This window comes from Nesterenkonia alkaliphila (assembly GCF_009758175.1).
Taxonomy (GTDB): Bacteria; Actinomycetota; Actinomycetes; order Actinomycetales; family Micrococcaceae; genus Nesterenkonia; species Nesterenkonia alkaliphila.
The window spans coordinates 1-22043 of record NZ_WRPM01000011.1; the positions used below are offsets into that span (position 1 = coordinate 1).

Annotated in this window: 24 protein-coding genes, 2 tRNA genes and 1 pseudogene; 9 read left to right on the forward strand and 18 right to left on the reverse strand. The window is 66.8% G+C overall.

What is annotated here, in order from left to right; all coding sequences use genetic code 11:
• From GNZ21_RS01530 to GNZ21_RS15780, 5 genes are all read left to right on the forward strand, one after another.
• The coding region (locus tag GNZ21_RS01530; protein WP_198345941.1) for a DUF3566 domain-containing protein at nucleotides 1-372 on the forward strand (372 nt) is incomplete at its 5' end.
• A 71-nt stretch (nucleotides 373-443) separates the two neighbouring features.
• Nucleotides 444-517: transfer RNA gene (locus tag GNZ21_RS01535), tRNA-Ile, on the forward strand.
• Between the two features lie 125 nt (nucleotides 518-642).
• Nucleotides 643-762, forward strand: a complete 120-nt coding sequence (locus GNZ21_RS15775; protein WP_229659408.1) for a DLW-39 family protein — start codon at nucleotides 643-645, stop codon at nucleotides 760-762.
• 11 nt (nucleotides 763-773) lie between these two features.
• A tRNA-Ala gene (locus GNZ21_RS01540) sits at nucleotides 774-846 on the forward strand.
• 79 nt (nucleotides 847-925) lie between these two features.
• Nucleotides 926-1258 carry a hypothetical protein gene (locus GNZ21_RS15780; protein ID WP_229659407.1) on the forward strand — a complete coding sequence of 111 codons (333 nt, stop codon included), beginning with the start codon at nucleotides 926-928 and terminating at the stop codon, nucleotides 1256-1258.
• A 99-nt stretch (nucleotides 1259-1357) separates the two neighbouring features.
• Here the strand turns inward: GNZ21_RS15780 and GNZ21_RS15785 are convergent.
• The 7 genes and pseudogenes from GNZ21_RS15785 to GNZ21_RS01575 form a co-directional block, all read right to left on the reverse strand.
• Nucleotides 1358-2602 (reverse strand): annotated as a pseudogene (locus GNZ21_RS15785) (recombinase family protein); the annotation flags it as partial.
• Nucleotides 2496-2732, reverse strand: coding sequence for a hypothetical protein (locus GNZ21_RS01550; RefSeq protein ID WP_157320742.1), 237 nt, complete (start codon nucleotides 2730-2732; stop codon nucleotides 2496-2498). The gene GNZ21_RS01550 and the pseudogene GNZ21_RS15785, both read right to left, overlap by 107 nt.
• Entirely contained in the window at nucleotides 2732-3352 is a 621-nt protein-coding gene (locus GNZ21_RS01555; protein WP_157320744.1) for a hypothetical protein, read from the reverse strand. The genes GNZ21_RS01550 and GNZ21_RS01555 overlap by 1 nt, the downstream gene beginning before the upstream one ends.
• Before the next feature lie 93 nt (nucleotides 3353-3445).
• Nucleotides 3446-4105, reverse strand: coding sequence for a single-stranded DNA-binding protein (locus tag GNZ21_RS01560; protein WP_157320745.1), 660 nt, complete (start codon nucleotides 4103-4105; stop codon nucleotides 3446-3448).
• An 80-nt stretch (nucleotides 4106-4185) separates the two neighbouring features.
• Complete coding sequence (locus GNZ21_RS01565; RefSeq protein WP_229659406.1) at nucleotides 4186-5943, reverse strand: type IV secretory system conjugative DNA transfer family protein; 1758 nt, start codon at nucleotides 5941-5943, stop codon at nucleotides 4186-4188.
• A 43-nt stretch (nucleotides 5944-5986) separates the two neighbouring features.
• Entirely contained in the window at nucleotides 5987-6571 is a 585-nt protein-coding gene (locus GNZ21_RS01570; protein WP_157320746.1) for a hypothetical protein, read from the reverse strand.
• Between the two features lie 63 nt (nucleotides 6572-6634).
• Nucleotides 6635-6889, reverse strand: coding sequence for a hypothetical protein (locus tag GNZ21_RS01575; RefSeq protein ID WP_157320747.1), 255 nt, complete (start codon nucleotides 6887-6889; stop codon nucleotides 6635-6637).
• 149 nt (nucleotides 6890-7038) lie between these two features.
• On the opposite strand from GNZ21_RS01575, the gene GNZ21_RS01580 reads away from it, so the two are divergent.
• The 4 genes from GNZ21_RS01580 to GNZ21_RS01595 all read left to right on the forward strand — a co-directional run bounded on the left by GNZ21_RS01580 (nucleotide 7039) and on the right by GNZ21_RS01595 (nucleotide 11286).
• On the forward strand, nucleotides 7039-7785 hold the full coding sequence (locus GNZ21_RS01580; RefSeq protein WP_157320748.1) for an SOS response-associated peptidase family protein: 747 nt from the start codon (nucleotides 7039-7041) through the stop codon (nucleotides 7783-7785).
• A gap of 306 nt (nucleotides 7786-8091) precedes the next feature.
• Nucleotides 8092-9174, forward strand: coding sequence for a tyrosine-type recombinase/integrase (locus GNZ21_RS01585; protein ID WP_157320749.1), 1083 nt, complete (start codon nucleotides 8092-8094; stop codon nucleotides 9172-9174).
• Nucleotides 9175-9199: 25 nt separating this feature from the next.
• Complete coding sequence (locus GNZ21_RS01590) at nucleotides 9200-9508, forward strand: helix-turn-helix domain-containing protein (protein WP_157320750.1); 309 nt, start codon at nucleotides 9200-9202, stop codon at nucleotides 9506-9508.
• Nucleotides 9505-11286 (forward strand): site-specific integrase, encoded by a 1782-nt coding sequence (locus tag GNZ21_RS01595; RefSeq protein ID WP_229659405.1) that lies wholly within the window; start codon nucleotides 9505-9507, stop codon nucleotides 11284-11286. Before GNZ21_RS01590 ends, GNZ21_RS01595 begins: the two co-directional genes overlap by 4 nt.
• Before the next feature lie 68 nt (nucleotides 11287-11354).
• Here the strand turns inward: GNZ21_RS01595 and GNZ21_RS01600 are convergent, their stop codons facing one another.
• From GNZ21_RS01600 to GNZ21_RS01650, 11 genes are all read right to left on the reverse strand, one after another.
• Entirely contained in the window at nucleotides 11355-12833 is a 1479-nt protein-coding gene (locus tag GNZ21_RS01600) for an ATP-binding protein (protein ID WP_157320751.1), read from the reverse strand.
• A gap of 33 nt (nucleotides 12834-12866) precedes the next feature.
• Nucleotides 12867-14324, reverse strand: coding sequence for an SCO6880 family protein (locus GNZ21_RS01605; RefSeq protein WP_157320752.1), 1458 nt, complete (start codon nucleotides 14322-14324; stop codon nucleotides 12867-12869).
• A gap of 211 nt (nucleotides 14325-14535) precedes the next feature.
• A complete protein-coding gene (locus GNZ21_RS01610; protein WP_157320754.1) occupies nucleotides 14536-15954 on the reverse strand; it encodes a type IV secretion system protein in 1419 nt (472 codons plus the stop codon).
• A 36-nt stretch (nucleotides 15955-15990) separates the two neighbouring features.
• Nucleotides 15991-16317 (reverse strand): DUF6112 family protein, encoded by a 327-nt coding sequence (locus tag GNZ21_RS01615; protein WP_157320837.1) that lies wholly within the window; start codon nucleotides 16315-16317, stop codon nucleotides 15991-15993.
• Nucleotides 16318-16395: 78 nt separating this feature from the next.
• On the reverse strand, nucleotides 16396-16731 hold the full coding sequence (locus GNZ21_RS01620) for a DUF6112 family protein (protein WP_308805451.1): 336 nt from the start codon (nucleotides 16729-16731) through the stop codon (nucleotides 16396-16398).
• Between the two features lie 70 nt (nucleotides 16732-16801).
• Entirely contained in the window at nucleotides 16802-17971 is a 1170-nt protein-coding gene (locus GNZ21_RS01625) for a M23 family metallopeptidase (RefSeq protein WP_157320756.1), read from the reverse strand.
• 18 nt (nucleotides 17972-17989) lie between these two features.
• Nucleotides 17990-18655, reverse strand: a complete 666-nt coding sequence (locus GNZ21_RS01630) for a hypothetical protein (protein WP_229659404.1) — start codon at nucleotides 18653-18655, stop codon at nucleotides 17990-17992.
• A gap of 72 nt (nucleotides 18656-18727) precedes the next feature.
• Nucleotides 18728-19336: a hypothetical protein gene (locus tag GNZ21_RS01635; protein ID WP_157320758.1), complete on the reverse strand. Its 609-nt coding sequence runs from the start codon at nucleotides 19334-19336 to the stop codon at nucleotides 18728-18730.
• A 217-nt stretch (nucleotides 19337-19553) separates the two neighbouring features.
• Nucleotides 19554-20003 (reverse strand): hypothetical protein, encoded by a 450-nt coding sequence (locus tag GNZ21_RS01640; protein WP_157320760.1) that lies wholly within the window; start codon nucleotides 20001-20003, stop codon nucleotides 19554-19556.
• A complete protein-coding gene (locus GNZ21_RS01645; RefSeq protein WP_157320762.1) occupies nucleotides 19987-21084 on the reverse strand; it encodes a ParB/RepB/Spo0J family partition protein in 1098 nt (365 codons plus the stop codon). Before GNZ21_RS01645 ends, GNZ21_RS01640 begins: the two co-directional genes overlap by 17 nt.
• The gene (locus GNZ21_RS01650; RefSeq protein WP_157320764.1) at nucleotides 21081-21887 is read right to left on the reverse strand and encodes a hypothetical protein; all 807 of its coding nucleotides are present in this window, start codon (nucleotides 21885-21887) and stop codon (nucleotides 21081-21083) included. The genes GNZ21_RS01645 and GNZ21_RS01650 overlap by 4 nt, the downstream gene beginning before the upstream one ends.
• Nucleotides 21888-22043: the final 156 nt, after the last annotated feature.

Sequence of the window (22043 nt, forward strand, 5' to 3'; positions counted from 1 at the left end):
AAGGTCCGCAAAGCCCGGCTGCTGATCTCAAAGGTGGATCCATGGTCCGTGCTGAAGATGAGCTTCCTGCTCTCTGTGGCCCTGGGCATCATGCTGGTGGTCTGCGCGGTGACCCTGTGGTCCATGATGGATCTGACCGGCATCTTCGACCGCGTCAACGATCTGGCCCAGCAGGTGCTGGGGGCCGATGGTCCCGGCGGTTCCTTCCGGCTCGAGGAGATGGTCACTGTGGGGCAGATCGCCTCCTTCGCCACCATCATCGCCGTGGTCAATGTGGTGCTGCTAACCGTGCTGTCCATGCTCGCCGCAGTGCTCTACAACCTCTCGGCATCCCTGGTCGGCGGCATCGGCCTGACCCTGACCGACGACTGATTTGTTGGGCGCGGGAGTGCTGGTGTAATGTGTAGTGGTCGCTGTCCGGGGCGATTCTACGAAGAGGTTTCGGGCGTATAGCTCAGGCGGTTAGAGCGTCACACTGATAATGTGAAGGTCCGTGGTTCAAGTCCACGTACGCCCACAGCACGTAGTGAGAGTGGTCAAAGCGAAGGCTCGCTTTCGGCTTTGACCACTCGAGCGGAGTGCCGGGCGTGAGCGGCAGTGAGATGCCGCGAACGCCTCCGATTACCTCTCACGGGAGAAACCATGAAGCGACTGATCCTCGCAGCAGCCGCGGTGGCCGGATTCGTGGTGTACCGCGAGTGGAAGAAGTCTGAGGAGACGCGGCAGGTCTGGAACCAGGCCACCGACTCAGTACAGAATTGAATACCCATTACGGGGGCTTAGCTCAGTTGGTAGAGCGCCAGCTTTGCAAGCTGGATGTCAGGGGTTCGAGTCCCCTAGCCTCCACCGTAGTCGTCTTACTCGAACACCCGACAAGCGAAGAGCTTGCCGGGGCGAGTGAGGCGAATGGCTTGGCGAGTTTTGCATGGGGTTCCTCGTCCTCGCCGATGTAGATGCGTTCGAAGAACGTCTGGTTCGCCAGGCGTCGGGCCTGGTCGTCGGAGCGCTCGTACATGCTGGCGCAGTAGGTCAGTGCTTTGAGAGCGCTGCCGAGGTGCTGGCGTTGGCCGGCCTGTTCTTCGTGGTCGTTCTCAAGTTTCCTGTCGATGTCGGCCAGTCCGGCGCGGATGCGATCTTGGTGTCGTTTGAGGGTCTCGAGGTCGATGGCGTCGGCGAAGTGGGCGTTGATGAGCTTCTCGCGTTCGGCCTCGAGCCGCTTCCGGTTGCTCACCAGCTCGGCGAGTTCCTGCGAGCGTGAGGCCAGGCGCTCATCGAAGGCGGTGTCGACTTGTTGCGCGAGGGCGTTGTAGGTGGCTTCGTCGATCCCGATGCGTTTGTAGCAGGCAGCGACGAGTTCCTCGGCGATCCCAACCGGCACGGCTTTGCGGGTGCAGTTCGTTCGCTTGCTGGTCTTGCCTGAGCACACGTAGTACGCATACCGATTGCCCTGCTTGTTGCGGGCCAGGGTCAACTGCAGCCTGGACTTGCAGGTCGCACAGTAGAGCAGACCTTTGAGGTGGTGCTCGTGCTTTCGGAACCGCACCTCGTCTCTCGCGCGTGAGTCCAGGAGCCGTTGGACCCGCTGCCAGGTCTCGACATCGACGATCGCTTCGTGGCTGCCTTCGTGCACGGCGCCGTTGTACCGGATCTGGCCGATGTAGTAGGGGTTGCGCAGTAGCTTGAAGAATCCTGACGTGGTGACTGGCTTCGATGGCCGCTGCGGAGTGGGGACCGTGGTCAGTCCGCGAGCGGTGACGTCAGCGACGACCCGCTCGACGGAGGTGTCGCCGGCGGCATAGGCGCCGAAAGCCCACCGGATCAGTGGTGCGCGTTCGGGGTCGACCTCGACTGTGCGGTATTCGCGGCCCTGCTCGTCTTGCTTGCGTACGTTGAGGTAACCGATGGGTGCCCTACCGGGGGTGCCGCCTGAGGCGATTTTCTGGGTCATTCCCTTGGTGACTTCGGCGGCGAGGTTCTTTGAGTAGAACTCGGCGATGGAGGACATGACGCCGTGAACGAGGGTGCCCGAGGGAGTCTCATCGATGCTCTCTGTGACTGAGACCAGCGCGACTCCGGCTTCGATCAACGCGCTGTGGATCTGGAGATCCACCAGGCGGTCGCGGGCGAGCCGGTCGACCTTGTGGACGATGCAGTAGGTGACCTGATGGGTCTTGATATAGCGGAGCATGCGCTGCAGGTCGGGCCGGTTCATCGTTCGGGCGGAGTAGCCGGGGTCGCTGAACTCGGCGACGATTTCCGCGCCGAGGTCGGCGGCTTTGCGTTGGTTGGCCGTGCGCTGGGCGGGTATGGAGAAGCCTTCTCGTTGCCCACCCTTGGCGGCCTGTTCACGGGTGGAGACTCGCTGGTAAGTGACCGCGGTGACCAGCTTGCCGCCTGGGAGAGCCCGTGGGGTGAGTGCGGTGATCGTCATTGTTCTCATTCCTCCCACCCCCGCAGGATTGAACGATCCGCGTGAGGATCGCAGCGGGGTTACTCTAGTGTTCCTTGGGTTCGGCGCCGCCGGCGAGTCCTTCTGCGGTGTCGTTCTCGACCGGCGTACTTGGCGCCTCGGTTGCTGTCTCGGGTCGTGCACGACAGGCATTGCGGTGCTCGGTCTCGGCGAGGTGGAGCACCAGGTCCATCAGCCGCTCCATGTCCGGGGTGGGGCGCAGTGCCGGCTCCGCGTAGAGGCGCCGTCCAGAACTGCTGGCGCTCTGGCGTCGTGCGGGCATCACTCCTCCCGCTCGTCCTCGAGGATCTCTTGCATCGCGGCGTCCTGTTCAGCCTGGCGGGCACGCACGGACTCGGTGACGAACGCGACGAAGTCCTCGTTCCTATCTGTGACCGGCCGTTCTGTTGTGTCGGGGGCGCTGAAGTCCTCGGCCTCACCGCCAGGCCATTCGGTGATGCGTGTTGCTCGATCCCGGTCGAGGCGAGTCCCGGAGATGGAGACCCAGTCGCGCAGGCGTTCCCGGGCGAGGGCGAACTCGCCGTGCCAGACCACACCCATGTTGCCCTTGGCCTGCTGGTCGTAGCAGGTCAACCAGTGCTGGCGTAGCGCGGAAAGCTCCCATCGGAGCTCTGCGTGGCGGTGCCACATGGGTGGGATGACCTGGGCGGGCAAGCCGTATTCGTGGCGGAGCCAGTCGACCCAGGCGTTGAGTTCGAGGAGTTCGTGCTCGAGATCTTCCGGCGTGAGGGTGCGCCAGTTGATCGCTCTGGGGACGGCGCCAAGCTGTTTACGCAGATCCTTGGCGTATTCGGCCTGCACTATCCGTCGCACTTGCTGCAGGACTTCCGGGGGCAGGCTGTCGAGGTTGACCGCCTTCTCGGGATCGTTCGAGGACGTCATGACGGGCTCCTATCTCGATGCGTCAGAAGAAGAAGCGCGGCGGTCAGCGCAAGGAGGGCGGGGGCGCTGACCGCCACACGGTCTCGGGTGCGGTTACCTGCTGACCGACTCGCGGGCCGGCTGAGCCGGACCCGGCATGGCTTCGGGCTCGGCGGCGACCTGTGCTTCGCGCTGGGCGAGCACCTCGGCGACTTGTGCCTGGACGCCGGTCGGCTCACGAGCATCGCCGGGGGCACCTGCCGCAGGGGGTTCGGCTGTGACATTGCCGGTGGCTGGCACCGGTGCGGCTGCTGCTGTTGCGGTGGGCGCGGACGTTGCCCGTGTGGCCTCCGCGCCGTCGACCTGAGCCCCGACGGCGTCACGGGCGGCGGTGTCACGTTCGACCTGCTGTTCGGGAGCCCGCCGCTCGACGCTGTAGGTGGTGATGTTGTTGTCGTGGCCGATACGGGAGGCCACGAACTGCTGTTCCTCGATCTGCTGCCCGTCGACCTGGCGTGTCCAGGTGTCGGCTTTGCCCTCGGCGATGAAGTTGTCACCCTTGCGGAACTGCTCGTGCGCCCGCTCGGCGGAGGCGCCGAACATCACCAGGGGCACATCGACCGGCTCAAGCTCGCGATAGGTGCCGTCGCCGAGGTACTCCGAGCGCGGCACACCGGTCCAGGCGAAGAAACGGGGGTTGCCGTTGTTGGTGCGGGTCAGCCGCGGGGTGCTCTTGATGAACCCCGAGAGTGAGGGCTTCGTGGGGATGTCCATGGTGGGCCGTCCTTTCCGATCCGTCCCGGACTGTTCACCGGGCTACTGGGCAGGTACGGGCCGCATCCCGGCCGCTGCGCTCAGGCGTGCCCGGCGTGTAAGAGCTCCTCGACCTTGCTCCGGTCGGTTTTCAACGCGCTAGCGTCGGCGCGGGATGTCCATGGCCGCAGCGTCGTGATGATGGGCCGGGCGGTGCGCAGCATGACCACTCCGGTGCCGAATGGCATCGTGCGCAACAGCTCCGGCGGCATGATCGGAACCCGGCGCACGCTGCGCTGATTGGAGTGTGTCCCGTAGGCGTCCGTGGTCACCGAGTCAGTGGTCTCATCGCGTTCTCCGATGAGCGAGGAGAGGTCCTGGAGGTCTTTGGAGTTGCTGCCGCCGCCGAGGAGGATCTTCACGATCGAGGCGTCCCAGAGTGCGTTGGCGTTGTTCTCACCCCACTTCTCCCGTGCTTGGGCCAGAGACTGGAGCACCGGCAGACAGGTGATGCCTGTGCCGCCGCCTTCGGCCATCAGCACCGGGAGTGCGGGAAGCGGGGCGAGGTTCCCGATCTCATCCAACGCCAACAGCAGTGCGGGGTCCATGCGCGCCCCGGGCGAGCGTGCGGCGATCTTCCGAGCTGTCTCGACGAGGTCTTCGATGAATGCCGAGACGAGCGAGGCCGACGCGCCCGCTCCAGCGCCGGTGGCCAGAAGGTACAAGGTGCCGTTGTCGCGGAGGAACTGTTCGGGATCGAAGACCTCGTCGGGACCGGGCGAGACCGCGTCGAGGACCCGCGGGTCAGCCAGGGCCCCGAAGGCCAGGCTCACCCCCTGCCAGATCGAATCCCGGGTGCGCGGATCGGACTGGAGCATCGCCTCCAGTGATTCCGCCCAGCCCTCAGCGGCATCGGGATGCGTGGACAGGATCTGCACCGCGTCGGCGGCCGCTGCCGGGCTCAGCGACCACTGGTAGACCGACTTCGAGTCCCGCCCATCCAAAGCGGCGGCGTGGAGCATCGTCTGGATCGCGGCGGTGGTCTTGCCTTCCCAGAAGCCGGCATCGCTGACACCACCGAACCCGGTTGCGGTCGCCAGGCCCTTGGAACGGATCATCGCGGTCAGCGGGTCGGCGCAGCCACGCACGATCGACCAACGCATGCCGGCGGGCAGGCCTTTGGCCAGCGACTGCGGGTCGAAGACCGCCACCGGCCCTTTGCGTTCCCTCGCCCGCAACGTCACGGTCAGGTTGTCAGGCCGGGTGCTGGTGGTCACGACCGGACCGGGAGCATCAAGGATCGCGTTGATGACGACATTGAGTCCCTTCCCTGATCTCGGCGGGCCTACGAGCAGCATGGAGTCCTCGACCGTCGCCCAGACCTCCTTGCCCTTCGCGGTGCCCAGCAGGTAGCCAACCTCACGCGGGTCAGGCTTCCGCCCGGCGACGGAAGGACGCAGAGTGCTCGCCCGAGACAGCAGCGCCTTCCGGGAAGCGACCTGGGCCACCTCACTCGCTGTCGCCGTGCCCATGAGGTTCTGGAACCTGGCATTGTCCTTCCCTCTCTGGACGAGCTGCCAGATGAAGAAGACACCGATTCCCAGGCCGGCGAGGATCAGGATGATGATCAGCCAGTAGACGACCGGGTTGAGCCCGGCCGCACCGATCGCCGCTCCGGGGTCCATGGGATCGGCGAGCACGCCGAGCCCGGAGGCGGCAGTGGCCGATGGAGCTGGGTGGCCGGTGAGGAATGCGGCGAGGTTGCCTGCATACCGCAGCAGCAACGCCAGGGCCGCGAGCCCTGCAAGCCCGACGAGGACGAGGCTGACGAACTGGTCGTTGGGTGGACGGTTCTGCACGATGACCCTTCCTGCGCCGCGGCCCGGTGCCGCAGCGTGAAGGTCAGGTGAGTGGCCGCACCGCCACCGCGTCCGAGATGCGACCGATCATCACGACTTCTGCGCCGCCGGCACCGGGCACCAGCGCTGGGTCGACGAGTGTGCGTGCCACCCCTTCGCTGTCGGCCGAGATGTGCCGCAGGATCACCGCAACGGCGACAGCCTCACCGGGTCTGAACCCATCGCCGCTGACATCCACAAGCCCCGCGATCTCAGCGGCTTCACCCTCGGTCAGCGCGTCCGCCTTCGTGTGCTCGGGTTCGGGTTCGTGCGGTGGATCGAGGATGTCGACCAGGACCCGGCCGTCGGCTTCGTGGACCTCGACCCGGGTTGGGACACCCAGCTCGCTGACGATCCTGGCCAGGGCCGCGCCGACCTCGCCTCGTGGCACAGTCTGGATGTCGTCCTTGTCATCGCCGACGGTGAGCACGAGATCTTCACCGCGCGCTTCAGCGACGACCACCGGTAATACAGGTGGCACCGGCGCGACGTCACGGGTCTGCTGCTTGGCACGTCGACCTCTGTTACGGTCGGTGGTCTCGACCGGCGGGGTCTGGTCTGATCTGCGGAAGCTCTCACGTCGTTTCACATCCACCCAGGTACGCGCCCCCGCCCGCGTCCCAACCGTGATGACGACGCACCGGCCACGACATCAGCCGCACCCTGGCCGCTCCTGCTCCGTCGGCGGGCCGACGACCATGCGCGTGGCATGCCCGGCACCGTCGTAGATATCGACGCTCAGCGCTATGCCGAGAATGCGGGTAAGTTCTCGTGCCGCCAGGTCGATCTCCGTCTCCCGTACTGGAGCTGATGCCAGTCGCACCCCTTCGACGGTCGCGACCATCCAGCCGGGCACGACCGGGTCAAAACGGACTCGCGCCTCTGCGTTCTCTTCATGCGTGGTCATGCCCACCAGGTACGCACCCCATCGCCCCTGAATACGCGGCAACACCTGATGACATCACGGCACGGTGACTTGGGTGAGCCTCGCGTGCCCCTTTGACTGACCCGACCGGGGAAACGCCGAGAGCCCTTGCGCGGAGTTTGGGCCTCAGCGTGGACGCCGCTGTCGATGGGCTCTCTGCGCCTGTTGTCCAGGCCCTGGCTCTGGCTGCAGCTGTGGGACTATTCTGGGTCGTGTGCGCCAGCTACGGTCTTGGAGGAGGCCCCTACCCCGATGAGGGTGAGGAGCCAGCATTCGACCTGCCGCCACTGGACGAGCAGGTGCCCGCCCAGCGCTTGACCGAGTGGATGCGCGTACAGAACCACACTGCAAAAATCACCGGTCGGCACGAGCGCAATCTCAACCCGCTCATCGTCGACTACGGCGACCATCGAGTTCTCGAGTTCGCCTGGTGGTGGCTCCACCTCGGGAACCAGCCGGCGAAGTTCGCGGCGTTCAACTCTCGTGCTGAGGCTCTCACCTCCACGTGGCGCCCAGGGCTGGCTCAGCGTGGACTGGCGCCGGCGACCTGGTACGTGGAGAAAGGCCATTCCTTCGGGCTCGGCGGTCAAGCCTTCGCTCTGGCGGCGATCACCACCACTGCGAGGCAACCGGACGGATCCGATCTGCTCACCTATTCGATCGTGACCCGCGAGGCTATCGGTGTCGCCGCCCGCACTCACCCGCGGATGCCGTTGATCGTGCCCCGCGAGCTCCAGGGCCACTGGCTCCACCCGGGAGTCCCGGGCGACTCGCAGTTGATCGCGGACGTCCTCGCCGCGTCCGACGAGCTCAGCGCTCAGGTCGAACGGATCGACTCACCCAAAGACGCCGCTTCCTCCTTCCCGGCCCTGTTCTAGAGAGTGCATATTAAGCACGGTCACCCGTGCCGACCTGACCGCAGAAGGATCGGAACCCCGTACCCAGAAATGTCGCCCTCGAGTTCCTAGCGGTCCACTAGGGTGAAGACAGGTAATGGCCTCTGACCTGGGTATTTGAATCTCCATGCATTGAAGTTCCGCTCTCCGTCTCGGCCCGGATTGAGCCGCGTTCCCTTGCTGTTGCAGGTTCTGCGCGCGTCCGACTCGCGATGACGAAGCGTCACTGTGGGTGACGGTTCGTCGGTATGATTGACGCATGGTCGGCCAGGATGAACGTGCGAGCTCATGAAGCTCGTTGCGTTGCGTGGTGGCTCGGGTGACGATGAGGTGCTGCGGACGGCTCAGGATGTCGAGGACTTCGAGCAGGAGATCGTCGACGAGTACGCGATCGCGATGGCTGCCGCTGGGCTGAGCGATGGGCATATCCGATCCACGAGAGCGACGATCATCGAGTTTGCCCGGACGTTGACCGGGCCGCTGTGGGAGGCGTCGTTCGCTGACGCGGACAGGTTCTTGGCCGAGCAGCGGCGCATGGGCCATGCTGTGAGCACTCGGGCGGGCAAGGCGGGCGCGCTGGCCCTGTTCTACGAGTTCATCGTTGCTCGCTATCAGGGCCAGATTCACCGGATGACCGGCGTCGTGGTCGACCAGCCGATTGACGAGTTCAACCGGCAGTCGGGTGCGTCGCTGGGCAAGGTGCGGGTGCCGCCGTCTGACGCCGAGGTCGACGGACTGTTCGCCTCGTGGCGGGGTTCGATCCCCGAGGCGCGGAAGTACCTGCCCGCCGCGCGAGACTACTTCGCCGCGTCGCTGTGGCGCAGGCTCGGGCTGCGGATCACCGAGACGGTGATGCTCGACATCCGCGACTGGCGCCCTGACCTGGGTGGGTTCGGGAAGCTGCATGTGCGGTTCGGGAAGGGCTCGCGCGGGCGCGGCTTCAAGGCCCGCCTGGTCCTGGCGATCAACGGTGCCGATCAGCTCATCGACTGGTGGCTGGCCGAGGTGCGTCACCAGTTCGGCGAGGACTGGGACAACCCGGACGCGCCGATGCTCCCGTCCGAACGGTTCGATGAAGACCTGGGCCGGTGCGGGCGCGTGAGCGACTTTTCGTTGCGGCGGGGATTGTCGGTCCAGACCGATCGGTTCCTGCCGGCGTGGTCGGGCCGGCTGACGCCTCATGTGCTGCGGCATTACTGTGCCTCCTCGTTGTATGGGTCGGGGATGGACTTGAAAGCGATCCAGGAGTTGCTGGGTCATCAGTGGCTGTCGACGACGTCGGGCTATATCCATGTGCGCAGCGAGCACGTCGAGCTGGCTTGGCGCAGCGCCAATCAGCGGGTCGAGGCCCGTTTCGCGGAAGAAGGGTGATGAGACCGTGCAGTGGAATCTGAGGATGAGAGCCGCCGAGCGCGGCATCTGGAAGTCCGCCGAGATGCGCCGCCGCCTCGCCGCAGAAGGCTTGGAGATCAGCGCCGGGAAGATGTCGTCGTGGTGGGCCGGAACCCCGCCAACGATCCGGCTGGAAGAACTCGACGTGATCTGCGTGGTGCTGGAGTGCAGCCCATCTGATCTGATGGTGCCCGAGCCGGAGAAGGTCGCCGCCCGGAGGCCGCAGAACGTCGAGACGATCAACGGGCAGAACGACACCCCGCCCAGGGTCGCGCCCCGGTTCGGGAAACCTCGTTCCGAGCCTCCGGTATGAGCCCGGCGGCAGGCGATGACGCGCCGCTGCGGGTGCCGCCGCTGTGCAACAGTTGCCAGCGCAACAGGGTCGCGTGGAGCAAGCCCCGCGTGGACTTCTGTTACGACTGCCTGCCCGGAGGCCCGTTCACTCCGCCGCCGTGCTCTCGGTGCGGAACGACGACGGACTACTTCAGCCAGGGCCTGTGCGAGCGGTGCCATCCGCGCAGTCCCGAGCGGATCGGCCCTTGCAAAGACTGCCTCGCATGGGGCGTGTTCCCGCAACACAACTTCCTGTGCTGGACGTGCCGTTGGTGGCGGCAGCACTACCCGCAAGGCGTGTGCGACTACTGCGGCCGTCAGACCACGGTCGGCGACCAGGGTGCCTGTCGCCTTTGCCTCGAACAAGCACGGATGCTGCAAGAGCCCGGCCGTGCACTCGACCTCGACGGGGCGAACAGGTATGGTCAGCAGCTCTTCTTCGCCAACATGCACTTCCAGCGCCGCAAGACTCGTCGTCTCAAGCCCGCGAACGGCTGGAAGACACCCGGCGGATGGGGTCGCCCCGGCCCGCCGCCGAAGAAGCTGGCCCTGGCCGAGTGGGTTCAGCCCGTCCTCGTCGACGTGCCACCCGACCCCGAGATGGTGCGCCAGAAGGCCCTCATCGAGAACAGCGAGTTGACCCGATACTGCGCCGCGATCGTGGGCGAGCACGCCGAACGGTTCGGATGGTCCAAACGGCAACGCAACGACGTGATCCGCTCGCTGCGCCTGCTCCAGACCCTCCGCGATTCCCCGACCGCGAAGATCCGCGCCTCCGACGTGCTCCAGCTGCCCCGCTATGACGGCAACATCGTCTCGACCATCGACGTGCTCGAAGCTGCGGGTCTGCTCATCGAAGACCGGCCCCGCCCCATCGAGGCTTACTTCACCAAGAAGGCCGCGGGCTTGCCGCCGACGATGCGCGAGCAACTCGAGGTCTGGATGACGATCCTGCTCGACGGAGCTACGATCGCGCCGAGGCAACGCGCCCGCGACCCGCTGACGATCCGCATCCGTATCCGATCCGTCGTGCCCGCCGTCACCGCATGGGCCGAGGCCGGGCACCAGTCCCTGGCCGAGATCACCGCTGCGCAAGTGCGCGCCGCGCTTCCCGAGAACGGCTCCCAGCGCGTCCTCGCCGAGCAAGGCCTGCGGTCGCTGTTCAAGACCCTCAAAGCCCGCAAGCTCATCTTCGCCAACCCGACGCGCGGCATGAAAGGCACCCGGCAGAACTCGAACGTGCCGATGCCATTGGACACCGCGCTGGTGCGCGAGAAACTGAACTCGCCGCAGCCCGTGATCGCGCTGGCCGTCGCGCTCGTCGCCTTCCACGCGCTCACCGCGAAACAGGTCTCCGAGTTGCTGCTCACCGACATCGCCGACGGACGCCTCACCCTCGACGGGCGCAGCATCCCCCTCGCCGACCCGGTGCGCGAGCGCCTGGCTCGATGGCTCGACTACCGGCAGACGAAATGGCCGAACACGCAGAACCCGCACCTGATCATCAACCAGCGCTCCGCGCCCCGGCTCATGGCCGCCAACCGGACCTATCCCTGGCAGCAGGGCGGTATCCGCCCGCAGAAGCTCCGCGAAGACCGCATCCTCGCCGAGGTCCACGCCACCGGCGGCGACGCCCGCCGCATCAGCGACCTGTTCGGACTGGGCATCGAGAGCACGAATCGCTATCTCGACACGCTCGAACACCCCGACCTCGCCAGGGTGCGAGATGATGTTCCCGGAACATCCACCCCGACGTAGCCTGTAGGCGTCATGAACCTTGAAGTTCCCGCCAAAACCGTCAATATTCACGCGAACTTCTAGACGTTTTACATGAGGCGGCTGCGGGTGTCGAACATCTCCAGCTCGTCCGGGTGCAGCTGGTGCTGGACCAGGTAGGCATGGTCCTTGATGCGCCACAGCCCTTGTCCGATGCCCAGGCCCGGGAGCAGGCTCTGCTCGGTGCCGGTCAGGCCGAGAGCTGTCGCTGCGCTGGAGAGCTGGTCGGAGGCTTGCCGGTAGATCACGCGGATCTCGGCGTTGGCCAGCAGGGAGTTCGCCAATGCTCGCATAGCGGTGCCTTGGTCGCCAACGGTCTCCAAGTCGCTGATCTTGTGGAAGATCAACACGTTGCTGATGCCCAGGTGCCGGGACATGCGCCATTGGCTGTCCATGCGACGCAGCAGCGCAGGTTCGCTGATCACACGCCAGGCCTCGTCATAGACGACGAGGCGCTTGCCGGCGGACGGATCGAGCAGAGAGGCTTCCATCCACGCGCTGGCGCAGGTCATCAATACCGAGACCAGGGAAGCGTTCTCGACGACCTGGGACATGTCCAGGCTCATCATCGGCAGCGACGGATCGAACCGCACTGTGGAGGGACCGTCGAACAAGCCCGACAGATCTCCGGAGACGAGGCGGCGCAGGGCATGGCCGACTTCCCGCCCGTCCTCGGCGGTGATGTCCCCGTCCCGATCGGGACGCGGGTCGAGGATCCGGTCGACGACCATCGGCAGGATCGGCACATCGGCATCACGGACGGTCTCTTGGAGGGCGAGATCGATCGCGGTGTGTTCCAGGGCGGTCAGGTGCCGTTCGAGGACGACGGCGGCAAGCGCGCCGAGCAGGTCACGGCGGCGGGCCGAGAGCATCTGCCTCCAGGTCTCATCGGGCGTGCCCGCGGGCCGGTGGCCTTCGTCGAGTGGATTGAGGCGGGCGCCTGAGCCATGGGCGAGTTGAATCGCTTTGCCTCCGATGGCTTCGGCGATGGCGCTGTGCTCGCCCTTGGGGTCACAGGGCAGGTAGACCTTGCGTCCGAACGCGACGGAACGGGTGTAGAGCGACTTGATCAGTGCGCTCTTGCCAGCCCCGACGATGCCTGCAATGGTCATGTTGGGTGCGGTGATCACGCCTTGCCGGTAGAGCTCGAAGGCATCGAAGACAAAACTTCCCCCGGAGTACATGTCCTGTCCGATGAGGACTCCGTTGGTGCCGATCCCGCCTTCGGCCAAGAAGGGGTACGCCCCGCGCAGGGCCGCGGAGGTGTCTTGATGGGGCCGGGCACGGAATCGCATCGGGGTGCGTAGCGCGGCCGGGCCGGGTTCGCCGGATCGGGGTAGGTAGTGGGTGTTGCGGGCTTCTTCGCGTTCGAGGCGGGCTTGTGCGTCACGGGCGGCCTTGCGTTCGGCGGCGTCGTTCTTGCGGCGTTGTGCGGCGGCTTTCGCCCGTGCTTTGCGTGCCTTACGAGGGGTCTTCCCTGTCCCGGGCAGGACGCTGGTGTGGAGTCGGCGGGGTTCTTCCGGTGCCATCCTGGATCTCCTTTCGGCGTGTGATGGTGTCGGTCACAGGCCCCGGCACAGCGGCAGGGCGGCGGCAGCGAAGGCACTGGCTTGCTGTCCAACCAGGCGGCGGGTCTCGCATGATGCCTGTACCGCGGCTTGTTCGATCGTCGAGACAGCGGTGTCGAGCTCATCGGAGGTGGGTGCGGTAATCGCGATCAGGCCCGTGTAGCGCAGCGCCCCGTGTCCGGAGACGAGGTCGGCCTCCTGCTGGAGGACGTCGGCGAGCTCTGCAGACTGGGTGGCGTCTTCGATCTGCCCGATGCGCTGGCGTTGGGTGCGGTCGGAGATGTGCTCGGTCTTGCGCTTGCGTACGTCGCGGGCTGCCTGGTCGGCGCGCATCGGGTCGCACAGCAGTGTGAAGGCGCGCCGGACTCCGCCGGCGAGGAGGACTGGTGAGAGGAAGCCGGGGAAGGTGAGGCTGCGGGGCCACTCGGAGATCCAGAGCACGGCATGCCAGCCGGAGTCGGTGCGCAGCCGGTCCCAGAATTCTTCGACGGCCACCGGGCCGGCGGTCGCGAGGTCCTGTCCGAGCCCGCCGGCCCGCTCTAGCGCGACAGAGACTTCCGGGTCGTAGGCGCTGCGCAGCATGATCGACAGCTGGCCGGGCCCGTACCAGTCGGAGGGTTCGAGGTCCGCGGCACGCAGCGCGGTCACCAGGGTGCGCATCTCTTGCCGCAGCACCTCGGCGGCACCTTTCAGGCCCCGGCCGGCTGCACGGATCTGCCGGGCAGCGGCCTTCATGTCCAGGCTGACCGAGATGGTGGAGATGTGGCGTTCACCGGCGGGGCCTGCCCGGTCGATGAGCTGCTTGTAGGTCTCGGAGACCCAGGAGCCGTCGTCGTTGCCCTGTTCGGCCCACCACTTGGCTAGCCCGGATCCGGAGTCGGGGATAGCGCGTTCGAGGATCTGGAGACGGGCGATGCGTCCGGAACGGCACCCGGTCGCCAGTGCCCGCCCCCAGACCTGGACGCGGCGTTCCTGCTCACCGGGGTCAAGGAGCACGAACGAGGAGTGGTGGACTTCCAGCAGCGCGGTCAGGGTCTGGGCGTGGGGGTCGTGCACCATGACCGCTTTAGTTACCGGGTCGGCGTACTGGCGCAGCGCGGCGGCATCACCGGGCAGCGCGAGGGTGCCTGCCGGTCTGGGCCGGGTGATGCGTGCCCGGTAGCGGGTCTGTCCGAGCATTGTCCGCCACGTCCAGTGCAGTGCTACCGGCAGCCATTCCACGATCGGGCGTCCACCGAGGGGCACGAACCCGATGAGCACTGCTGGTGCCCAGAGGGCTGCGGAGTAGAGCATCCACGTGCCCCCGCTCATCATCCCGGCAATGAAAGAAGCCACGCCGATGGCCAGAGCGATCAGCTGCGCTACAGAGAGGCCAAGCAGGACACCGCGCTTGGACAGTCGGGAGAGCTTGACCGGGGACAGGCCCGTGTCGGATTCGTTAGCGGCAGGCATCAGGAGTTCCTTTTCGACGAGACAGCGGGGACGAGGCCGTCTGTGGCGCTCGGCTGTCAGGTAGGGCCGCTGACCGGAAAGAGACAGGCGGCGGAACCGTCCGGCCTGGTGGCGGGTCGCCATTCCCACCAGTGGCCGGCTGGGTTCCGCCGCCTGCACGCGCGGGGGTCACCTCCCTTCTGCGAGTCGGCTGAGGTCTTCGGGGGCCGGCTCAGCGGCTCGGTGGCGGCTGAGGTGGGTTCTGCTTCGGAGCCGGTGGCTGCTGCACATCCGGTGATTGGGAGGTCCGCGGCGGCGGCGCGTCCGGAGTCTGCGGCTTCGCCGAAGGCGGGGCGGCAGCCCCGCTGCCAGCACGGTCGGAGACCTGAGAGCCGTGCTCCTCGGCGGCCTGGCCGACGCCCTCACCGGTGTCCTTGCCGGCCTTCGCCGTCGCGGCAACCACAACCGCGCCACCGATGACCGCACCGCCTGCCGCCCCTGCTGCCGCACCGCCACCGCCAGCAGCCGAACCTCCGCCGCTGGCAGCAGAATCGCCGCCACCTGCACTCGCGGTGCCGGCCGGTGCACCCTCCGAGCCGGTCGGTTTCGGGGGTCCACCGGTGGGCTTTTCGCCACCCGGTGTCTTCTGGCCCTTGTCGCCACCACCGCCGCCGTCGCCGCCGTCGAGGACCTTCTGCGGGCCCTGGCCCTTCGGGGCGTGCGGGACGGGTACGGGCCGGTTGACCGCCTGCTTGGCTTCCTGCTCGGTGCTGGAGAGGTGGTACATGTCCGCACCGGCGAAGGCGAGCAGCTTGTAGGCCAGATACGGTGCGAACCCGGCGACCAGCATCAACACGATCCCGGCGATCGGGTCAGAGATGGAGGCGAGGTCCATTTCGATCGGTGCCGCCACCTGCGTGATCGCAACCAGGAACACCAGGGCCACGATCAGCTTCGACACGATCAGTGCGATCACGAAGCTCGCCCATTTCGCGAACCATCCACGGGTGACCTCCCACCCCGCACCGGCCAGCGCGATCGGGCCGAGCACGATGAGGATCAGCAGCAGGGCCTTGCGGATGAGGAGGCTGAACCACACGATCAGTGCCCCGCAGATCGCGAGGAACCCGAGAAAGATCGTCACCAGGATCCCCACCCCAGGAGAAGCGATGCTCGCCACGCTCAGCCCGGTGACCAGCGCGGCGAGCCGTCCACCCATCTCGTCGAGGGTGTTGCCGGAGGCGTTGATCAGGCCCAGGGTGAGCTGGTCGGTGATCTCCAGCAGGGTCGCGGTGATCGTGACGAGGATGAACGCGCCCAGGATGGATTTCGCCATCCCGGTCGCAGCTCTGCCCAGTGCTCCGGGTTCGCGGCGGATGAGTCCGCCGATGAGCTGGAGGCAGAAGAACGCGAAGGTGATCAGCACCGCGATGCCGAAGACGATGTTGTAGATCGACAGGTACTCCGGGCTGGTGATGTCGACCAGGGTGGTGGTGGAGAACAGCTCCCAGATGCCTTCGAAGAGCCATTGCGCGGTCGAGCCCATTGCATCGGCCATCCACTCGAATGGTGCGATGACGACCGCGGCGACGGCGTCGCCGGCGCTGTCGCAGACGTTGCTGATGATCGGGATGTCGCAGACGCCAGCCATGACCAACCTCCTTCCTCTTGTCGGGGTGGCCGGTGGTCAGGAGACGGTCTGGCCGACGTTCCAGAAGAAGTTGATCAGCGTGACCGCCGCGCCGGTGATCACGGCGGCGGCACAGGACACGAGGACGCCCACCTTTCCCCTTGAGGCGAGGTGCGGGTTGGAGCTATTGGAGCCGAAGCCCCATACGATCGCACTGATCAGCAGGGCCAGGACGGAGAGGATGAGCGCGATGGTCATCACCGCGCCGACGATGTTGCGCAGTGCGGCGATGCCGGGCAGGCCGTCGTCGTTGGGGGTGACGTCGACGTTCATCGGCACCAGGACGGTAGACAGGGTGGGTGCGAGTTCGAGCAGCACGGACATGCTGGTGGCCTCCTCATCGGTTGCGTGCCCGCGCATCTCGCGGGCTCGACCGTTCAGGTGGGGTGGCCAACCCGGCTGCTAGATGGTGCCGCCGACGTCGATGAGGAAGTTCATCCACACGACCGCCCCGCCCGACAGGGCGGCGCCGCCGAGGGCGACCAGGACGCCAGTGCGGCCACGGGTGGCGACCTGAGCATTGCCACTGGAGGCGCCGAGTGCCCAGGCGATGATGCTGATCAGCAGCATCAGCAGTGAGAACACCAGCACCACCGTCAGCAATGCACCGAGGACCTCGAGGATCAGATCGCTGCCGCCGACGGCGTCGAAGTCCGGGAACACCGACGCGCCCACCCCCGTCAGCAACCGCATCGAAGAGGTGGGCGAGAGCATGGGCGCCAGTGGCGGTGTGGTCATGAGCGGGGCCTCCAATGCACGGGTTCGGCGGTGTCGCGATGTGCATCAGGTGCGAGGCCTCCACCAGGTGTTAGGCGCACATGCCCCCGGGCCCAGGGTCGGTCGGTGCTTCACCGTCTTCGAGATCGTGGGAGGCCAGCCAGGGCTCCGGATCGATCGGGGCGCCGTCGGCGCCCCCGGGCCGGACCTCCAGGTGCAGGTGGGGGCCGGTCGATTGCCCGCTGGAGCCGACATCGCCGATGTGGTCTCCAGCCTCGACCCGGTCCCCGGTGGCGACGTGGATCCCGTGTTCCCACATGTGGATGTAGCGGGTGGCGATGCGTTCCCCGTCGATGGTGTGCTCGATGGTGATCTCTCCGGAAGACCCGCCGACCATGCCCGCGGAGACGACGACGCCATCGGCGATCGCGAACAGCGGCGTCCCGTCGGGCGCGGCGTAGTCGACGCCCGCGTGAATGCGCCGCTCACCGGTGACCGGGTGGATGCGCCATCCGAATCCAGAGGTACGCACGTACGTGCCCTCAGGAAGCGGGAATACCAGCCGGGAGGTCTCGGGGACATCGGGGTCCGGCGGTGGACCATCGCCACCAGGTTCCTCGGTGACCAGCGTGTCGATGATGTCGAGGGCGACCGGCTCCCAGTTCGCATACCGGTCAGGGTGGGCCGAGACTTCCACCGCCTGGGCGACCTCGCCGCGCTCCATGTCTTCCCAGCCGGGAATATCCAGCAGCCCCCGCGGTGAGGGGTAGTTCGGGCCGGTGGGGCCGCCGAAGAACGCCTCGACCTGGTAGCTCACGTCCATGAGTTCTTCGACCGTGCCCCACCCGGATTGCGGTCGCATCTGAAACAGACCAAGGCTGTCGTGGTCGGAGCCGTTACCGTCGTTGTCGTAGTCCTGCGACTCGGGGTAGGCACCGGTGTTGGCCAGTTGCCGCAGGGTCGACTCGGTCAGTGCGGCCATCAGAGCGATGATGATCGCCTCCCGGTTGATGCCCTCGATGCGGCTACCGCCGGTGATGATCGACCCCGCATGTTCCAGCTGGGTCCGACCCAGGCGGACGGGCTCCCCGTTCGCGGTCTCGGAGACCAGCTCGTCAGGGATCGGTCCCACGTTCAGGTCCACAGGCGTGCACATGCCCTGCTGGCTGGAGGCAGGGTTGGCGACCACGCCGACCCCAACAACGAGCAGCATGGGCGCGAAGAGGGCCAGGACGAGGACAGCGGTGAGGATCTTCTTCATGACCGGCCTCCGCTCCGCTCACTGCAGCGGCTGATCGAGAAGGGACAGCCGCAGCAGGTGACAATCCTCCCCGTCGGGCGGGCAGGTCAAGAACATGGTGAAAGCGACCTGGTGGGCGGAGGTCTCGGGCTCTCCGTACCAGACGCCTTCGCGGTGACGGGTGCCGGTGACCGTGTAGGCGACCGTGCCCTCCTCCAGCGCATCACCGCCCACCGCGACGGCTTCATCCCAAGCCTCGGGGACGTAGACCTCGTCGATCTCGAGCCACTGCCGCGTCTTGAACTCCTGCAGCGCGATCCAGGTCTCCTGGTCGGGCAGATAGTTCTCCAAGTCGGCAACCAGCCCGTTGGTTTCCTCCCCGGTGGGGTCTGCGACCTCGAGCAGCGCCTGCCGGTAGTCGCCCGGCATCAGGGTGGTGTGGGTGTCCCAGGTGAACAGGGCGTGGGCGGCGCCGGTGGCGAACTCTTCCGGATCGTTCGTCTCCGGTACCGGGTGCACCACCGGCGCCGGCGGGCTCGGTGGCTGACTGGTCGCTGCCGGTGGCGCCTCGTCGGAGCTGCGCTCGGGTGGGCCGATGATCAGGCCGTAGACGCCGGTCGCGACGATGAGCAGGACGAGGCCGCCGGTGATCGCAGCGGCGATCATCAGGCCGGTCTTGCGGTTGCTGGTGGTGGGACGGGCCATGGTCCAGGTGTCCTTCCAGATGAGCGTTACGGGTCGCAAGCACAGGTACGCCGCCCTCCCGCCGGGCACCTCTCAGATGCTGCGCCCCCGGCCTTCCCGCAGCCGGGCCTGGAAAAGCTCCCGTTCGACCGCTTCCTCGGCGGCGGCTCGCTCGGACTGCTCTCGTGCCCAGGTGCGGGCACGGTCGATGAGGCGCTCGATGTCTGAGGGCAGCGAGGTACCTTCGGCTTGCGGGCGCATCTGCGTGGACCCGTCGGGCATGAGCGCCGGGCCTTTCTCGACCCAGTCCCACCCGATGGGCACCCGCTCGTCGTCCTCCCAGTCGGTGCCGCGGGCGTAACGCTCTTCGATGGCGAAGCAGGAGCCATCCCGGCCAGCGGCCGGCATGAAGACGTAGTTGCCGGGGTCGAAGGCGAACGGGTCGCCCTCGTCGTAGAAGAAGACGTGCTCGGCATACTCGCGGCGCACCTCGTGAAGGCCTTCGTGCAGGAGCATCATCTGCTGGGCGCGGTACTCCTCATCCATCTCGTAGGCCGCTGGCTCAAGAGCCGGCGGCTGGAGGGCCCCGGTGACGAGCAGATAGTCGTCGCTGTGCTGATCGATGCGCATCGCGTACCCGTGCTCGGTGCGTTCGATGTAGAGCGTGGCGATGGTGGCGCCCTCGTCGTTGTCGAAATCCACCCGACCGAAGTCAGCCTCCCTCTCCTCGCGCGGTCGTCCCTCCGGACTCGCGGTCTGGCCCTGCGCCCACACGTGGGGCTCAAGGCGATCGCCGCGGTCGTACGGTGTCAGTTCGGGCATCTCGCGTTCTCCTTCCGGTGGGTCCTGCCAGGCAGGTAGGTGCCCGCACACAGGAAAGCGCCCCACCCGATGAGGGCTGGGCGCAGCATCGGCGCAGTCAACGACCGAACGATCCAGGCGATCTGCTCCGGTCTCTCCTGGCCTCTGGAGAGGCCGGCAGCGTGTTCTCTCGCTCGGCGAGCGTCTCGGCGAGGGGTCCGCGGCGCCAAGCGATCTGACCGTTGCAGGCGAAGCCGGCGATTACCTCGTCGGTGGCCCGGGAGATAAACCGGGACGCCTGCTTGAGGTGGTAAGCGGCGGTTTCAGCGTGTTCGGCGCCGAGCGCGGCATCACCGTGATCGGTCACGGCGCGGCCGCGTTCCCGGTCGTGGAAGCTCGACATCTGTGAGAGCACCTGGACCAGCGCCGTCAGCCCGGCCTGGAGTTCCCCGAGGACCTGATAGCTGTCCTCGGGGTTGTCGATGCTGCGACTGGCCAGGGCGAAGTCGGCCACCGCGGTGCCGAACGCTTCGGCTGCCTGGGCGGGGTCGTCACTGCTCGGCAGCATGACTGGGGTCCTCTCGTGCGGCAGTGGCGGTCTCGAAGAAGGCCGTGGCGCCCTGGATGTAGGTGGCGATGATCTCCCATTGGTCGGCGTCGGCGTACCGGCCGACATCGGTCGGGTTGATGCGCTCCCACCAGCCGTGTTCGCGACGCAGCAGGTCCACGAGCCGACGGATCGCATGCTTCTGCCGCAGCAGCGGATCGACGTCTGACCAGCCGACACGCTTCCCGGCGTCCTTGCCCGCTTCGGCCTCGGCCAGTTGTGTGACCCGGGCGACGGCGAGGCCGGCTTCTTTGACCATCTCTGCCGCCGGCAGGTTCGCGTCGAGTCCGTCGCGTTCTTTCTTCGCGGCCTCACGGACGGGTTCAGGCGTGTCGGGGTGCTCTGCCCACTTCTGCAGGCGGGCGAGGTGCTGGGCGGTTTTGACCTGCTGGTAGCGGCCGTTGACCTTCCCGTCTTCGTTTAACGCCAGCAGCGCTTCGGCGGCCTGTTGGCGCACCAGGGGGTCTTCGTCGTCGCTGGCGGCGATGCGTTTGAGCTCGGAGACCTGTTCGAGCATGGTGCGGGAGTCCCTCCCGGTGACGGCCTTCGCCGCCTGCACACGTGACTTCGTGCTGTTGCCGGTTGCCGGGGGTGCCGAATCGGCACCCCCGTGCCCCTGATCCTCGTTGGCGAGGTGTGCCTCGCGCTCGGGCGAGCCGAAGCGGGTCTTCTGGTCGCGGCGTTCGGCTTCTTCGGCGTAGAGGGCTTTGAGCTCCTCGTACAGGGAGGCCTGTTCGACGGGTTTGAGGGCCTTGCGCAGCGTCTGCTCATCACGGATAGCCAGCACACGAGAAAGTTCAGTGGACACGCCGTGGACGATCCAGATCGGGGTGACCTTGTACCCGAGCTTCTCCAGGGCCGCCAGCCGGCGGTGCCCAGAGATGAGCACGTAATCCTCGGTCACCGACGGCGGGGTGATGATCCCGACACGCTGGATCGACTCGCACAGCTCCTCGATATCCTCCTCGACATCGCGCCGGTAGGCGCGGCCACGCACGATCTGGCCGATCGCGTGCTCGAGCACGAGGTGCCCGCGGCTCATGGCAGCCCCTGCCCGGTCAGGCGCTTTGAGGCGTCCACCAAGTCGATGTCGCTCAGCAGGTCAGCGAGCTGGTCTCCGAGCAGAACGCGTGCGAACAGGCCCCGTTCGGGCTCACCGCGGCGGGGCGTGCGGCCAACGGTGAGGCGGACCAGGCCCCGCCAGGCATCGGGGCGGAACCCGAGACGGGTGGCGATGTGGATGTCGCCAGAGGCGGTCTCCGAGGCCGCCTCACGGGAGGACAGCCCGCACACCCGATGGACGAGATAGTCCACGGCCTGCTTGATGGGACGAGCCTGCCAGCCGGTGGCGACCAGGAACACCGCCGCGGTGCGCACCACCCGATCGACCCCGCCGTCGCTGCCATCCACATCGTCGCTGCGAGGATGGATATCGAAGAGGAACTCTGTGTAATCGCCCGCGCGCACCGGATGGTCGGGCGGACGCAGCTCAGGACGGCGGGCAGCATCGGAGGAGATGATCCCGCGTTCGGCTTCGGTCTCGGCGCGAATGGACTTCGCGACAGCGTCGGTGACCACGGCCCAGGGGTCCGCTGCGCGCACGGTGGAGCGGGTACGCATGGCGAAGAACGCCTCGGCCGCGGCATCTTCGGCACTGCGATGCCAGGCTTTGGCGATGGGCGTGTACTTTCTGGTGGCATAGATCATCAGCTCGGCAGCGACAGGGCTGGTCGCCCAGGCGCCTGCAGCATCGAGTTCGGTGATGACCTGGCGCAACCCCTCCCCGGTGGTGAAGTCGATACCTTCGCCAGGCTGGCGGTTCAGGGTCAGATCGGTGGTGTTCATGGCGATGTCCTCAGCACTTCTCGGTCATGGTGTGGGTTAGGTACGGACCCGAACCGGTCGGCCACCGAGGCCGTGCGTACGGACGCACGAAGCCACGCCCTGCAGGCCGGGCCTGCAGGTGACGGAGAAAAAAAGGGGACTACAGCGGTGCCGAGC

Bases quoted from the DNA above. Each gene is read 5' to 3' on its own strand.
- GNZ21_RS01595 (WP_229659405.1), top strand. From the start codon at position 9,505: ATGAGCCCGGCGGCAGGCGATGACGCGCCGCTGCGGGTGCCGCCGCTG.
- GNZ21_RS01610 (WP_157320754.1), bottom strand. From the start codon at position 15,954: ATGGCTGGCGTCTGCGACATCCCGATCATCAGCAACGTCTGCGACAGC.
- GNZ21_RS01550 (WP_157320742.1), bottom strand. From the start codon at position 2,732: ATGCCCGCACGACGCCAGAGCGCCAGCAGTTCTGGACGGCGCCTCTAC.
- GNZ21_RS01555 (WP_157320744.1), bottom strand. From the start codon at position 3,352: ATGACGTCCTCGAACGATCCCGAGAAGGCGGTCAACCTCGACAGCCTG.
- GNZ21_RS01590 (WP_157320750.1), top strand. From the start codon at position 9,200: ATGAGAGCCGCCGAGCGCGGCATCTGGAAGTCCGCCGAGATGCGCCGC.
- GNZ21_RS01605 (WP_157320752.1), bottom strand. From the start codon at position 14,324: ATGCCTGCCGCTAACGAATCCGACACGGGCCTGTCCCCGGTCAAGCTC.
- GNZ21_RS15780 (WP_229659407.1), top strand. From the start codon at position 926: ATGGGGTTCCTCGTCCTCGCCGATGTAGATGCGTTCGAAGAACGTCTG.
- GNZ21_RS01615 (WP_157320837.1), bottom strand. From the start codon at position 16,317: ATGTCCGTGCTGCTCGAACTCGCACCCACCCTGTCTACCGTCCTGGTG.
- GNZ21_RS01620 (WP_308805451.1), bottom strand. From the start codon at position 16,731: ATGACCACACCGCCACTGGCGCCCATGCTCTCGCCCACCTCTTCGATG.
- GNZ21_RS01625 (WP_157320756.1), bottom strand. From the start codon at position 17,971: ATGAAGAAGATCCTCACCGCTGTCCTCGTCCTGGCCCTCTTCGCGCCC.
- GNZ21_RS01600 (WP_157320751.1), bottom strand. From the start codon at position 12,833: ATGGCACCGGAAGAACCCCGCCGACTCCACACCAGCGTCCTGCCCGGG.
- GNZ21_RS15775 (WP_229659408.1), top strand. From the start codon at position 643: ATGAAGCGACTGATCCTCGCAGCAGCCGCGGTGGCCGGATTCGTGGTG.
- GNZ21_RS01645 (WP_157320762.1), bottom strand. From the start codon at position 21,084: ATGAGCCGCGGGCACCTCGTGCTCGAGCACGCGATCGGCCAGATCGTG.
- GNZ21_RS01630 (WP_229659404.1), bottom strand. From the start codon at position 18,655: ATGGCCCGTCCCACCACCAGCAACCGCAAGACCGGCCTGATGATCGCC.
- GNZ21_RS01585 (WP_157320749.1), top strand. From the start codon at position 8,092: ATGAAGCTCGTTGCGTTGCGTGGTGGCTCGGGTGACGATGAGGTGCTG.
- GNZ21_RS01575 (WP_157320747.1), bottom strand. From the start codon at position 6,889: ATGACCACGCATGAAGAGAACGCAGAGGCGCGAGTCCGTTTTGACCCG.
- GNZ21_RS01640 (WP_157320760.1), bottom strand. From the start codon at position 20,003: ATGCTGCCGAGCAGTGACGACCCCGCCCAGGCAGCCGAAGCGTTCGGC.
- GNZ21_RS01650 (WP_157320764.1), bottom strand. From the start codon at position 21,887: ATGAACACCACCGATCTGACCCTGAACCGCCAGCCTGGCGAAGGTATC.
- GNZ21_RS01560 (WP_157320745.1), bottom strand. From the start codon at position 4,105: ATGGACATCCCCACGAAGCCCTCACTCTCGGGGTTCATCAAGAGCACC.